We start from the raw sequence: 14,044 nt of genomic DNA on the forward strand, positions 1-14,044 counted from the left end.
ACGACCTTGCCAAGGTCGGGGTCGCGAGTTCGAGTCTCGTTTCCCGCTCCAAATTTTCTTCCATCTCTTATTTATCCACAGTGCAATCCAGCGCCGGGGATGATTTTCGTTTGGTCTGCAGAAATACTGTAAACAGAGTTATCCACAGGTTGTCGTTTCGCTTCTGACGGCGTAAATGCTTCGCTTTGTAAATAATATCTTTATATCTAATTGAAATTTAACAATTAAATTTCATTTCGAAATGTTAATCCGATCACTTGACCTCGGTCTGCGCCTTGAAACTCAATGTGTTTTAGATTTTATTCACAGCCTGTGAATGAATCAGGCGTCGCGCGGCAGGCCTTTCTCTACCACCCTGACCAGACGTAATTTTTTCGGCAGCTGTACTTCGACGGCGTCGACGCTGCGCTTTTTCAGTTGCTGGGCAATCGCCCACTCAATGTGCTCGTCGAGAAGCGGGTGCTCGCCCAGGCGACTCTCCAGTGCGCGAAGATGGGCTTCATCCCAGGGCGCATTGCCCAGCGCGACGGCGATATTACGCAGCCAGCGCAGATGACCAATGCGACGAATCGCCGATCCTTCGGTCACCTTCAGAAACCACGCTTCGCTCCAGGCGAACAGCTCCACCAGCGGCGGGGCATGCAGCGCCTGGCGCGGGCTGAAATCCTCTTCATCGGTGAGCTGTGAGAAACGGTTCCACGGGCAGATAAGCTGGCAGTCGTCGCAGCCATAGATCCGGTTGCCGATGAGCGGACGGAACTCCTCCGGAATAGCGCCTTCCAGTTCGATGGTGAGATAGGAGATGCAGCGGCGGGCGTCGACGGTATAGGGCTCAACGATGGCCCCGGTGGGGCAGATAGTCATGCAGGCGACACAGCGTCCACACTCCTCCGCGACCGGGCTGTCGACCGGCAGGGGCAGGTCAATCAGCAGTTCGCCGAGAAAAAAGAATGATCCGGCGTCGCGGCTTAAGATAAGTGAGTGCTTACCTGTCCAGCCAAGGCCCGCTTTTTCTGCAATGGGCCGTTCCAGGATAGGCGCGGAATCGACAAAAGGTCTAAAATTGAGCGAAGCACACTGTTCCTGAATCTTCTCACCCAGTTTTTTCAGGCGATTACGTAGCAGCTTATGATAATCACGCCCGAGGGCATAACGGCTGACGTAACCCAGCGCGGGATCTTTCAGGGTGCGGGCAAAGGCGGCGTTGGCGGACAGATAGTTCATCCGCACGCTGATGACGCGTAACGTACCGGGCAGCAGTTCGTGGGGGCGGGCGCGCATCATACCGTGACGGGCCATCCACTCCATTTCGCCGTGGTATTGTTTATCCAGCCATGCCTGCAGTTTGGGTTCACTGGCGCTAAGGTCGGTATCGGCGATACCGACCTGCTGGAACCCGAGCTCTGTGCCCCATTGTTTGATTTGTTGCGCTAACTGAACGAGATCGAGGGGCTGTGACATGATGGACCATACAATGACGAAAAACCCTGACAGTATACCATACAACATTTGGCCTGCGGAGGCGCTGCGCCTGGCCGAACGAGAGGCGGCGGACAGCCTGGGACTGACGCTGTTTGAACTGATGCAGCGCGCGGGCGAGGCGGCGTTCCAGCTGGCCAGCCGCGCTTTTCCTGACAGCGCGCACTGGCTGATCCTCTGCGGGCATGGCAACAACGGCGGCGACGGATATGTCGTCGCGCGTCTGGCCCAGGCCGCCGGGCGGCGGGTGACGCTGCTGGCGGTAGAGAGTGACAGCCCGCTGCCGGAAGAGGCGCAGGCGGCGCGGGAGGCATGGCTTAACGCCGGCGGCGTGATCCATGCGGACACAGTCCCCTGGCCAGACGATATCTCACTGATTATTGACGGCCTGCTTGGCACCGGGTTGCGCAGTGCGCCGCGCGAATCCATCGCGGCGCTCATCCACCAGGCGAACCACCATCCTGCGCCGGTGGTGGCTCTGGATATCCCTTCCGGCCTGAATGCGCAGACCGGCGCGACGCCGGGGGCGGTCATTCAGGCCGACCATACGCTGACGTTTATTGCGCTCAAGCCGGGGCTGCTGACCGGCAAGGCGCGGGATGTCGTCGGGCAGCTCCACCATCATGCGCTGGGGCTTGAGCGCTGGCTCGCCGGACAAAGTATTCCCCTGACGCGATTTTGCGCCGCCCACCTTGCCGACTGGCTGCCGCCGCGCCGGGCTACCTCCCATAAGGGCGATCACGGCAAGCTGGCGATCGTCGGCGGCGATCGCGGCACGGCAGGCGCGATTCGCATGTGCGGTGAAGCGGCTTTACGCGCCGGCGCAGGGCTGGTGCGAGTACTCACTCACCCTGAGAACGTGGCGCCCATTGTCACCGCCCGGCCGGAATTAATGGTGGATGAACTGACGCCGCAGACCCTGAAAGCCGCGCTGGAATGGGCGGAGGTGGTGGCGATTGGCCCGGGCCTGGGGCAGAACGAGTGGGGACGCAGCGCCCTGCGCATGGTGGAAAGGGTTAACAAACCGATGGTCTGGGACGCCGATGCGCTGAACCTGCTGGCATTCAATCCCGATAAACGTCACAATCGCGTGCTGACGCCGCACCCCGGCGAAGCGGCCCGTCTGCTGAATATCAGCGTGGCAGAAATTGAAAGCGATCGCTTACTTTCTGCGCAGCGTCTGGTAAAACGGTATGGCGGCGTGGTCGTGCTGAAAGGCGCGGGCACGGTGGTGGCCAGTGAAAGCGGAGCGATGGGCATTATCGACGCCGGCAATGCCGGGATGGCCAGCGGCGGAATGGGCGATGTGCTCACTGGCATTATCGCCGCATTGTTAGGACAGCACCTGACGCCGTATGATGCTGCCTGTGCCGGGTGCGTCGCGCATGGCGATGCCGCCGACCGACTGGCCGCCCGCGAGGGCACCCGCGGCATGCTGGCGACCGATCTCTTTTCCACGCTCAGGCGTGTTGTTAACCCGGATGTGATTGACGTAGACCATGATTAACCGAGTGATTCCTTTACCCGATGAGCAGGCCACGCTGGCCCTGGGCGACCGTATTGCGCAGGCCTGTACCGGCGCCACCGTGATTTACCTGTATGGTGACTTAGGCGCGGGGAAAACCACCTTTAGCCGCGGCTTTTTACAGGCGCTCGGTCACCGCGGCAATGTCAAAAGCCCAACTTATACCCTGGTGGAACCGTATACCCTCGACAAGCTGATGGTGTATCACTTCGATCTCTACCGCCTGGCGGATCCTGAGGAGCTGGAATTTATGGGGATCCGCGATTATTTTGCCGACGATGCCATCTGCCTGGTGGAATGGCCGCAGCAAGGCGCAGGTGTCCTGCCTGACCCGGACGTTGAAATTCACCTTGATTACCAGGCACAAGGGCGTGAGGCGCGCATTACCGCGATCTCCTCACGGGGTGAGTCTTTACTGGCACGTTTAGCCATTTAGCCTGAAGGATGACGGGATGAAGTATCGCATAACCACCTGGCTTGCCGCTGCGCTGATGCTGTCGAGTCTTCACGCCACTGCGGCGAGTTTATCCGATATCCAGGTCTCCAACGGAGACCAGCAGGCCCGTATTACTCTTAGCTTTGTCGGTGAACCGGAGTACTCTTTTACCCCCCAGGGCAAACGACTGGTGGCGCTGGATATCAAACAGACCGGCGTATTGCAGGGACTGCCGCTGAAATTTAGCGGCAGCAACCTGGTGAAGAGCATTCGTGCCGGTACGCCGCAGGATTCGCAGACGCTGCGTCTGTTGGTGGATCTGACGGAAGATGGCAAAACCCGGGCGGTGAAGCAACAGAACGGGGCGAATTACACGGTGGTCTTTACCATCAACGCCGACGCGCCGCCGCCGCCACCTCCTGTGGTGGTGAAACGGGCCGACCCGTCGCCGGTGATGCCTTCCCGGACGGTGACGGCGGGACGCAATCCGTTCAGCTCGTCGGGTCATGAACGGCAGACGGTGATGACCTCCTCTCAGCCGGCGATGACCAACAATCAGACCGTGACCCGTCCGGCGGCCCGCACGGTGTCGGCGGATGACAAAGTCATTATCGCCATTGATGCCGGGCACGGCGGCCAGGATCCTGGCGCGATTGGCCCGAATGGCACCAAAGAGAAGAACGTGACTATCGCCATCGCGCGCAAGCTGCGGGCGCTGCTGAACGCCGATCCGCAGTTTAAACCGGTGCTGACCCGTGACGGGGATTACTTTATTTCGGTAATGGGACGCTCGGATGTGGCGCGTAAGCAAAATGCCAACTTCCTCGTCTCAATCCATGCTGACGCCGCGCCAAACCGCGACGCCACCGGCGCCTCGGTATGGGTGCTCTCTAACCGTCGCGCCAACAGTGAAATGGCCGGCTGGCTGGAACAGCATGAGAAACAGTCTGAACTGCTCGGCGGCGCGGGCGATGTGCTGGCGAACAGCCAGGCCGATCCCTACCTGAGCCAGGCGGTGTTGGATCTGCAGTTCGGTCACTCCCAACGCGTCGGCTACGATGTCGCGACCAACGTGCTCAGCCAGCTGCAGCGGATTGGCAATCTGCATAAACGCCGTCCGGAGCATGCCAGCCTCGGCGTACTGCGCTCGCCGGACATTCCGTCGATCCTCGTGGAAACAGGCTTTATCAGTAACAACGGGGAAGAACGGCTGCTGGGGAGCGATGATTACCAGGAGCAGATTGCGGAGGCGATTTACAACGGTCTGCGCAACTACTTTATGCAGCATCCGCTGCAGTCTGCGCCTCGCGGCGAGGCGGCGCAGACCGCCAGCGCCGCAGCGCCAGGCGGGATGTTGATTAACTAAGGAGCAGGGGATGCCGATTCAGGTTCTGCCGCCGCAGCTCGCCAACCAGATTGCCGCCGGCGAAGTGGTGGAACGGCCCGCGTCGGTGGTGAAAGAGCTGGTTGAAAACAGCCTTGATGCGGGCGCCACGCGAATTGATATTGATATCGAACGCGGCGGCGCGAAGCTCATTCGCATTCGCGATAACGGCTGCGGCATCAAAAAAGACGAGCTGGCGCTGGCCCTGGCTCGCCACGCGACCAGCAAAATCGCCTCGCTCGACGATCTCGAAGCCATTATCAGCCTCGGCTTTCGCGGCGAAGCGCTGGCCAGTATTAGCTCGGTGGCGCGTCTGACGCTCACCTCGCGCACGGCTGAACAGCAGGAAGCCTGGCAGGCGTATGCCGAAGGCCGCGATCAGGCGGTGACGGTGAAGCCGGCGGCGCACCCGGTCGGCACCACCCTGGAAGTCCTCGATCTGTTCTACAATACCCCGGCGCGGCGCAAATTTATGCGTACCGAAAAGACTGAGTTCGGCCACATTGACGAGGTGGTCCGCCGCATTGCGCTGGCGCGATTCGACGTCACCATCAACCTCAGCCATAACGGCAAGGTGATGCGCCAGTATCGGGCAGTCGCTCAGGATGGCCAGCGGGAGCGGCGGTTGGGAACCATCTGTGGCGCCGGCTTTCTTGAACATGCCCTGGCGATCGAGTGGCAGCATGGCGATCTGACCCTGCGCGGATGGGTCGCCGATCCGCTGCATACCACCCCTGCGCTGGCGGAAATTCAGTATTGCTACGTTAACGGGCGGATGATGCGCGACCGGCTGATCAACCACGCTATCCGCCAGGCCTGTGAAGACAAACTGGGGGCCGATCAGCAGCCGGCGTTTGTGCTGTATCTGGAGATCGATCCCTATCAGGTGGATGTGAACGTCCACCCGGCCAAGCATGAGGTGCGTTTCCATCAGTCGCGCCTGGTGCATGACTTTATCTACCAGGGCGTACTGAGCGTGCTGCAGCAGCAGCTTGACGCGCCGCTGGCGGAAAAAGACGACCCGCCGGCGCCCCGTGCGATGCCGGAGAACCGGATCGCGGCGGGCGGCAACCAGTTTGCGCGGCCGTCGGAAGCGCGTGAACCGGCAACCCGTTTCAGCATCACGCCATCGCGTGAGTCTGCGGCCTCCAGCGGCAGGCCGGGCGGCGCGAGCTGGCCGCACGCGCAGCCGGGTTACCAGAAGCAGCAAGGGGCGCTTTATCGTCAGTTGCTCGACACGCCGACGGCGCCAAAGCCCGCGTTACAGACCCCGGGCGCGGCGGAACTGGCCGGGCACAGTCAGAGCTTTGGCAGAGTGCTGACGATTGTTAGCCGCGACTGCGCGCTGCTGGAGCGCGAGGGCGGCCTGGCGCTGCTGTCGTTGACCGTTGCCGAGCGCTGGCTGCGCCAGGCGCAGTTGACCCCGGGAGCAGAGGCCGTCTGTGCCCAGCCACTGTTGATCCCCCTGCGGTTAAAAGTGACGGAAGGGGAAAAGCAGGCGCTGGTCGCCGCGCAGTCGGCGCTGACGCAGTTGGGGATCGATATGCATACCGATGCCCTGCACGTGACGGTGCGCGCGGTCCCTTTACCCTTAAGACAACAAAATTTACAAATCTTGATTCCTGAACTGATAGGCTACCTGGCGCAGCAAAACGCATTCGACGTCGGCAATATCGCCCAATGGATGGCGCGTAATCTGACGAGCGAACAGACGTCATGGAATATGGCGCAGGCGATTGCGCTGCTGGCGGACGTTGAGCGTCTTTGCCCGCAGCTGGTGAGAACGCCGCCGGGTGGCCTGTTACAACCTGTAGATCTCCATTCGGCGATGAATGCCCTGAAAGATGAATGATGTAACCGAGGCGAGCCTGCCCAAGGCAATTTTTTTAATGGGCCCGACGGCCTCCGGCAAAACCGCGCTGGCGATAGCCTTACGTAAAGTTTTGCCAGTAGAGTTGATTAGTGTTGATTCCGCCCTCATTTATCGGGGAATGGATATTGGCACCGCCAAACCGGATGCCGCAGAGCTGAGCGCCGCGCCGCACCGGCTGCTGGATATTTTGGATCCTGCAGAGGCCTATTCCGCGGCGGATTTTCGCCGCGATGCGCTGGCGGCGATGGCGGAAATTGTCGCCGCCGGGCGAATTCCGCTGTTAGTCGGCGGGACGATGTTGTATTTCAAAGCGTTGCTGGAAGGATTGTCGCCCTTACCGTCCGCTGACCCAGAGGTCAGAGCGCGGATTGAGCAACAGGCCGCAGAGCAGGGGTGGAACGCGTTACATCAGCAGTTACAGGAGATCGATCCCGTAGCGGCTGCGCGTATTCATCCAAATGATCCGCAAAGGCTTTCCCGGGCACTGGAAGTTTTTTTCATTTCGGGTAAAACTTTAACGGAACTGACGCAAACGTCAGGAGACGCTCTGCCATATCAGGTGCATCAGTTCGCCATCGCCCCGGCGAGCCGTGAACTGCTCCATCAACGCATAGAACAGCGTTTTCATCAGATGTTAGCTTCAGGTTTTGAAGCAGAAGTACGGGCGCTTTTTGCCCGCGGAGATTTGCATACGGATATGCCTTCCATCCGTTGTGTCGGATACCGCCAGATGTGGTCATATCTCAATGGCGAGATCCCATATGATGAGATGGTTTATCGAGGTGTTTGCGCCACGAGACAGTTAGCCAAACGTCAGGTCACCTGGCTGCGCGGTTGGGAAGGTGTGCATTGGTTAGACAGTGAACAACCTGAACAAGCGCTCAACAAAGTATTACAGGTTGTTGGTGCGAGCCAGAACTGAACGTGTACAATTAAACGGTATCGTGCGTAATTTTTTTTGAGAATCGTAAGGTTCTGAGTACAAAACAAGCATACATATAAGGAAAAGAGAGAATGGCTAAGGGGCAATCTTTACAAGATCCGTTCCTGAACGCTTTGCGTCGGGAACGCGTTCCGGTTTCTATTTATTTGGTGAATGGTATCAAGCTGCAAGGGCAAATTGAGTCTTTCGATCAGTTCGTGATCCTGTTGAAGAACACGGTCAGCCAGATGGTCTATAAGCACGCAATTTCTACTGTTGTCCCGTCTCGCCCGGTGTCTCACCACAGCAACAATGCTGGCGGCGGTTCCAGTAACTATCACCACGGTGGTAGCGCGCAGGGCTCTTCTGCGCCACAACAAGACAGCGACGACGCCGAATAAGGCTAGTGCTGTTTTTCCACGCCGGGGAGCCAGGTTTTCTGCGTTCCCCGCTGGTATTTTATAAGGGGTTTACGCTTGTTTGACCGTTATGACGCCGGTGAGCAGGCGGTACTGGTACACATCTATTTTTCGCAAGACAAAGATATGGAAGACCTCCAGGAGTTTGAAACTCTGGCCTCTTCCGCCGGTGTCGAAGCAATGCAGGTGATTACCGGTAGCCGTAAAGCACCGCACCCGAAGTATTTTGTTGGTGAAGGTAAGGCAGTCGAAATTGCGGAAGCCGTTAAAGCGACCGGCGCTTCGGTCGTGCTCTTCGATCATGCCCTGAGTCCGGCGCAAGAACGCAACCTGGAACGCCTGTGCGAATGCCGGGTTATCGATCGTACCGGTCTTATTTTAGATATTTTCGCTCAGCGCGCGCGCACCCATGAAGGGAAACTGCAGGTCGAGCTGGCGCAGCTGCGCCATATGGCGACCCGCCTTGTCCGCGGCTGGACCCACCTTGAAAGACAAAAGGGCGGGATCGGTTTGCGTGGCCCGGGTGAAACCCAGCTCGAAACTGACCGTCGTTTATTGCGTAACCGCATCATGCAGATCCTGTCGCGGCTGGAAAAAGTCGAAAAACAGCGTGAGCAGGGGCGGCGGTCGCGCGCGAAAGCCGATATTCCAACCGTGTCGCTGGTGGGCTACACCAACGCCGGAAAATCAACGCTCTTTAACCAGATCACCGCCGCCGAGGTCTATGCCGCGAACCAGCTGTTCGCGACCCTGGACCCGACGCTGCGCCGCATTGACGTCCCTGACGTCGGCGAAACGGTGCTGGCCGATACCGTCGGCTTTATTCGCCACCTGCCGCACGATCTGGTGGCCGCGTTTAAAGCGACGTTGCAGGAGACGCGTCAGGCGACGCTGCTGCTGCATGTGATTGACGCTGCGGATGTCCGCGTGCAGGAAAACATTGATGCGGTAAATACGGTTCTCGCTGAAATTGAGGCCGATGAGATCCCGGCGCTGCTGGTGATGAACAAAATCGACATGCTGGACGATTTTGAACCGCGCATCGATCGCGACGATGAAAATAAACCGATTCGGGTCTGGCTTTCCGCTCAGACCGGGGTTGGCGTACCACTGCTTTTTCAGGCGTTAACGGAGCGCCTTTCCGGTGAAGTGGCCCAGCATACGCTGCGCTTACCGCCGAAAGAAGGGCGACTGAGAAGCCGTTTCTATCAGCTTCAGGCGATAGAAAAAGAGTGGATGGAGGATGACGGCAGCGTGAGTCTGCAGGTGCGCATGCCGATCGTTGACTGGCGGCGCCTCTGTAAGCAAGAGCCAACGCTTGTTGACTATGTGGTTTGACCTTGCAGCTTGCCTGAAGATATTGACCCCTGTGGGGATATCAAAAACAAATATGGAGCATATACATGGCGTGGAATCAGCCCGGTAATAACGGACAGGACCGCGACCCGTGGGGGAGCAGCAAACCTGGCGGCAACTCTGAGGGAAATGGCAACAAAGGCGGTCGCGAGCAGGGGCCGCCGGATCTGGATGATATCTTCCGCAAGTTAAGTAAAAAACTTGGCGGGCTCGGCGGCGGCAAGGGCGGACTGGGCGGCGGCAATAGCGCGCAGGGACCTCGCGGACCGATGGGCGGGCGTATTGTCGGCATCGTTGCCGCGGCGGCAGTGATTATCTGGGCGGCCAGCGGTTTCTATACTATTAAAGAAGCCGAACGCGGCGTGGTCACCCGCTTTGGTAAGTTCAGCCATCTGGTTGAGCCGGGCCTGAACTGGAAGCCGACCTTTATCGATAACGTGCAGGCGGTGAACGTGGAGTCGGTACGTGAACTGGCGGCGTCCGGCGTCATGTTGACCTCTGACGAAAACGTGGTGCGCGTTGAGATGAACGTGCAGTACCGCGTCACCGATCCGGAGCGCTATCTGTTTAGCGTCACCAGCGCGGACGACAGCCTGCGTCAGGCCACCGACAGCGCGCTGCGCGGGGTGATCGGTAAATACACTATGGATCGCATTCTGACCGAAGGTCGTACCGTGATCCGTAGCGATACTCAGCGTGAGCTGGAAGAGACGATTCGCCCGTACAACATGGGCATCACTCTGCTGGACGTCAACTTCCAGACGGCACGTCCGCCGGAAGAGGTGAAAGCCGCGTTTGACGATGCCATTGCCGCGCGTGAGAACGAACAGCAGTACATTCGTGAAGCGGAGGCTTACACCAACGAAGTCCAGCCGCGCGCGAATGGTCAGGCGCAGCGTATCCTCGAAGAGGCACGCGCCTATAAGACCCAGACCGTCCTGGAAGCCCAGGGTGAAGTGGCTCGCTTTGCTAAGATCCTGCCGGAATACAAAGCCGCGCCGGAGATTACCCGCGAGCGTCTGTACATCGAAACGATGGAAAAAGTGCTGAGCCACACCCGTAAAGTGCTGGTTAATGACAGCAAAAACGGCAATCTGATGGTTCTGCCGCTGGACCAGATGCTGAAAGGCGCCGCTGCGCCGGCAGCAAAGAGCGATAGCAGTGACGCCAGCGATCTGCTGCGTCTGCCGCCTGCATCCAGCACTGGCAGCGCCAGCACCTCATCAACCTCGAGCTCAACCGGGGGTAGCATTATGGACCAACGCCGCGCTAACGCGCAGCGTAACGACTACCAGCGTCAGGGGGAATAACGATGCGTAAATCTGTTATCGCGATCATTGTCATCGTGCTGGTAGTGCTCTACATGTCTGTCTTTGTCGTAAAGGAAGGCGAGCGCGGTATCACGCTGCGTTTCGGTAAAGTTCTGCGCGACGACGAAAATAAGCCGCTGGTGTATGCGCCAGGCCTGCACTTCAAGATCCCGTTTATCGAATCGGTGAAGATGCTGGATGCGCGTATTCAGACCATGGACAACCAGGCTGACCGTTTCGTCACCAAAGAGAAGAAAGACCTGATCGTCGACTCCTACATCAAATGGCGTATCAGCGACTTCAGCCGTTACTACCTGGCCACCGGCGGCGGCGACGTCTCCCAGGCCGAGGTGCTGCTGAAGCGTAAATTCTCGGACCGTCTGCGTTCTGAAATTGGTCGTCTGGATGTGAAAGACATCGTCACCGATTCCCGTGGCCGCCTGACGCTGGAAGTGCGTGATGCGCTGAACTCAGGGTCGGCCGGTACGGAAGACGAGGTTAGCACGCCGGCGGCTGACGATGCGATTGCCAAAGCGGCAGAGCGCGTGGAAGCGGAAACCAACGGCAAAGTGCAGGTGATCAACCCGAACAGTATGGCGGCGCTGGGTATTGAAGTGGTCGACGTGCGTATCAAACAGATCAACCTGCCGGCGGAAGTGTCAGAAGCGATCTATAACCGTATGCGCGCGGAGCGTGAAGCGGTTGCCCGTCGTCACCGTTCACAGGGCCAGGAAGAGGCAGAAAAACTGCGCGCGACCGCGGACTATGAAGTCACCAAGACGCTGGCGGAAGCCGAGCGGCAGGGTCGTATCCTGCGTGGTGAAGGCGATGCGGAATCGGCAAAACTGTTTGCCGACGCGTTCAGTCAGGATCCAGGCTTCTATTCCTTTATTCGTAGCCTGCGCGCCTATGAGAAGAGCTTCCAGAGCAATCAGGATGTCATGGTCCTGAGCCCGGATAGCGATTTCTTCCGCTATATGCGTTCACCGGATTCGGTGCGTAAATAAGTCGAAGATGACAGTAACCTACAGTGGTTAATGCAAAAAGGCGCCTGAGACAGGCGCCTTTTTTTATGCTACGACGGCGTGAATTAGTTGCCGAGCAGCTTGTTTAGCAGGCCACCGATCACCGGCAGGCTCGCCAGCGTACTCTCGATGGTGCCGCCGATAGATGAGCCAACGCTTTCGCCCAGGGTTTTGCCCAGGTCCGGCGCCAGATCGGCCAGATTAATGGTGCCAATCAGCGGCAGGTTGATGCTCAGGGCATCGGTGCCCATCGTCCATACGGCGGCACCGACCTTACTGCTTAAGGTTGCCAGGCCATCCTGTAACCAGCCAGCGCCGCTCACATTTTCGATTTCAACTGCGGTTAATTCTCTCATGATAATCTTCCTGATTATGTAGACGTACCGGGTTGTAGTACGCGACGGCATAGTTGCAATTTAAAAAATAGACAGCAATACAACTGGTTATGAATTTTGTTTCACCTTTCCGGTTCATAATGAAGAGGAAATACGGGACAATGTGAATTGAGTGAATGCATTCACTATGCTGGCCGATGACGCCTGCGAAGGCGGCGATAATAATTTTCAATTAGGGTTGACGATGAACTCCACCATTTGGCTGGCGCTGGCGCTGGTTTTAGTACTCGAAGGGCTTGGCCCGCTACTTTATCCGCGAGCCTGGCGCAAGATGGTCGCCAGCCTGAGCCAGCTTCCGGATAATTTATTGCGGCGCTTTGGCGGCGGACTTGTGGTTGCCGGGATTGTGATCTACTACATGTTGAGGAAATCGATTGGCTGATCAAAAAGTGGTCGGATTTGCCTTATTTTGGATGCAAAAAGTGCTGTAACTCTGAAAAAGCGATGGTAGAATCCATTTTTAAGCAAACGGTGATTTTGAAAAATGGGTAACAACGTCGTCGTACTGGGCACCCAATGGGGTGACGAAGGTAAAGGGAAGATCGTCGATCTCCTGACAGAACGGGCTAAATATGTTGTGCGCTACCAGGGTGGTCACAACGCCGGCCATACTCTCGTAATCAACGGTGAAAAAACCGTTCTCCATCTTATTCCATCAGGCATTCTGCGTGAAAACGTCACCAGCATCATCGGTAACGGCGTCGTGCTGTCTCCGGCTGCGCTGATGAAAGAGATGAAGGGCCTGGAAGACCGTGGTATCCCGGTTCGCGAGCGTCTGCTGCTCTCTGAAGCCTGCCCGCTTATCCTTGACTATCACGTGGCGCTGGACGTGGCGCGTGAAAAAGCGCGCGGCGCGAAGGCGATCGGCACCACCGGTCGCGGCATCGGCCCGGCTTACGAAGATAAAGTCGCTCGTCGCGGTCTGCGCGTTGGCGATCTGTTCGATAAAGCAACCTTCGCCGATAAACTGAAAGAAGTGATGGAATATCACAACTTCCAGCTGGTGAACTTCTACAAAGCAGAAGCCGTTGACTACCAGAAAGTGCTGGACGATGTAATGGCGATTGCCGACATCCTGACCGGCATGGTGGTGGACGTTTCCGACCTGCTGGATCAGGCGCGTAAACGCGGCGACTTCGTGATGTTCGAAGGCGCGCAGGGCACGCTGCTGGATATCGACCATGGTACTTATCCGTACGTCACCTCTTCCAATACCACCGCGGGTGGCGTGGCGACCGGCTCCGGCCTGGGCCCGCGTTATGTGGATTACGTTCTGGGTATCATCAAAGCTTACTCGACTCGCGTCGGCGCGGGTCCGTTCCCGACCGAGCTGTTTGATGAAACCGGCGAGTTCCTCTGCAAGCAGGGTAACGAATTCGGCGCCACCACCGGTCGTCGTCGTCGTACCGGCTGGCTGGACGCCGTCGCGGTTCGTCGCGCGGTGCAGATTAACTCCCTGTCCGGCTTCTGCCTGACTAAACTGGACGTCCTCGACGGCCTGAAAGAAGTGAAAATCTGCGTTGGCTACCGTATGCCGGATGGCTGCGAAGTGACCACCACTCCGCTGGCAGCCGACAACTGGGAAGGTATCGAGCCTATCTACGAAACCATGCCGGGCTGGTCTGAAACCACCTTCGGCGTGAAAGAGCGCAGCGGCCTGCCGCAGGCAGCGCTGAACTACATCCAGCGTATTGAAGAGCTGACCGGCGTACCGGTTGATATCATCTCTACTGGTCCAGACCGTTCCGAGACCATGATTCTGCGCGACCCGTTCGACGCATAATCACTCGCAAGGGGCGCCGTTCAGGCGCCCTTGTTTTTGCTGTTCGCCCGCCCCATTTTAAATAAATTAGCGGCCTGAGCGCTGGCTGGTTTATCATCAATAATAATGATGTCGCTCGACATACCCTGTTTTCTTTT

The 14,044-nt window shown here is 58.1% G+C and carries 13 protein-coding genes; 11 read left to right on the forward strand and 2 right to left on the reverse strand.

Annotation, left to right across the window (positions count from 1 at the left end):
* Window positions 1-321 precede the first annotated feature (321 nt).
* A complete protein-coding gene (queG, locus tag ABLU73_RS21905) occupies window positions 322-1,461 on the reverse strand; it encodes a tRNA epoxyqueuosine(34) reductase QueG (protein WP_264924150.1) in 1,140 nt (379 codons plus the stop codon).
* A gap of 13 nt (window positions 1,462-1,474) precedes the next feature.
* On the opposite strand from queG, the gene nnr reads away from it, so the two are divergent.
* The 9 genes from nnr (at window position 1,475) to hflC (ending at window position 11,711) form a co-directional block, all read left to right on the forward strand.
* Complete coding sequence (gene nnr / locus ABLU73_RS21910) at window positions 1,475-2,986, forward strand: bifunctional ADP-dependent NAD(P)H-hydrate dehydratase/NAD(P)H-hydrate epimerase (protein ID WP_348850442.1); 1,512 nt, start codon at window positions 1,475-1,477, stop codon at window positions 2,984-2,986.
* Complete coding sequence (gene tsaE / locus ABLU73_RS21915; RefSeq protein WP_004206439.1) at window positions 2,979-3,440, forward strand: tRNA (adenosine(37)-N6)-threonylcarbamoyltransferase complex ATPase subunit type 1 TsaE; 462 nt, start codon at window positions 2,979-2,981, stop codon at window positions 3,438-3,440. The genes nnr and tsaE overlap by 8 nt, the downstream gene beginning before the upstream one ends.
* Before the next feature lie 16 nt (window positions 3,441-3,456).
* Window positions 3,457-4,806, forward strand: coding sequence for an N-acetylmuramoyl-L-alanine amidase AmiB (gene amiB / locus ABLU73_RS21920; RefSeq protein WP_064151117.1), 1,350 nt, complete (start codon window positions 3,457-3,459; stop codon window positions 4,804-4,806).
* Between the two features lie 10 nt (window positions 4,807-4,816).
* Complete coding sequence (gene mutL, locus ABLU73_RS21925) at window positions 4,817-6,676, forward strand: DNA mismatch repair endonuclease MutL (protein ID WP_135716060.1); 1,860 nt, start codon at window positions 4,817-4,819, stop codon at window positions 6,674-6,676.
* Window positions 6,669-7,619 carry a tRNA (adenosine(37)-N6)-dimethylallyltransferase MiaA gene (gene miaA, locus ABLU73_RS21930; protein WP_004206442.1) on the forward strand — a complete coding sequence of 317 codons (951 nt, stop codon included), beginning with the start codon at window positions 6,669-6,671 and terminating at the stop codon, window positions 7,617-7,619. Before mutL ends, miaA begins: the two co-directional genes overlap by 8 nt.
* Before the next feature lie 92 nt (window positions 7,620-7,711).
* Window positions 7,712-8,020 carry an RNA chaperone Hfq gene (gene hfq / locus ABLU73_RS21935; protein WP_002885659.1) on the forward strand — a complete coding sequence of 103 codons (309 nt, stop codon included), beginning with the start codon at window positions 7,712-7,714 and terminating at the stop codon, window positions 8,018-8,020.
* A gap of 75 nt (window positions 8,021-8,095) precedes the next feature.
* Complete coding sequence (gene hflX, locus ABLU73_RS21940; protein ID WP_004146725.1) at window positions 8,096-9,376, forward strand: ribosome rescue GTPase HflX; 1,281 nt, start codon at window positions 8,096-8,098, stop codon at window positions 9,374-9,376.
* 65 nt (window positions 9,377-9,441) lie between these two features.
* Complete coding sequence (gene hflK / locus ABLU73_RS21945; protein ID WP_004206443.1) at window positions 9,442-10,704, forward strand: FtsH protease activity modulator HflK; 1,263 nt, start codon at window positions 9,442-9,444, stop codon at window positions 10,702-10,704.
* A gap of 2 nt (window positions 10,705-10,706) precedes the next feature.
* Entirely contained in the window at window positions 10,707-11,711 is a 1,005-nt protein-coding gene (gene hflC, locus ABLU73_RS21950; RefSeq protein WP_004192484.1) for a protease modulator HflC, read from the forward strand.
* 83 nt (window positions 11,712-11,794) lie between these two features.
* Here hflC and ABLU73_RS21955 read toward each other — a convergent pair whose 3' ends face one another.
* Window positions 11,795-12,085 (reverse strand): hypothetical protein, encoded by a 291-nt coding sequence (locus ABLU73_RS21955; RefSeq protein WP_264924158.1) that lies wholly within the window; start codon window positions 12,083-12,085, stop codon window positions 11,795-11,797.
* 223 nt (window positions 12,086-12,308) lie between these two features.
* On the opposite strand from ABLU73_RS21955, the gene ABLU73_RS21960 reads away from it, so the two are divergent.
* Complete coding sequence (locus ABLU73_RS21960; protein ID WP_002885664.1) at window positions 12,309-12,506, forward strand: DUF2065 domain-containing protein; 198 nt, start codon at window positions 12,309-12,311, stop codon at window positions 12,504-12,506.
* Window positions 12,507-12,608: 102 nt separating this feature from the next.
* The gene (locus ABLU73_RS21965; protein WP_348850444.1) at window positions 12,609-13,907 is read left to right on the forward strand and encodes an adenylosuccinate synthase; all 1,299 of its coding nucleotides are present in this window, start codon (window positions 12,609-12,611) and stop codon (window positions 13,905-13,907) included.
* Window positions 13,908-14,044 lie beyond the last annotated feature (137 nt).

This window comes from Klebsiella sp. GG_Kp175 (assembly GCF_040062325.1).
Lineage (GTDB): Bacteria > Pseudomonadota > Gammaproteobacteria > Enterobacterales > Enterobacteriaceae > Klebsiella > Klebsiella quasipneumoniae.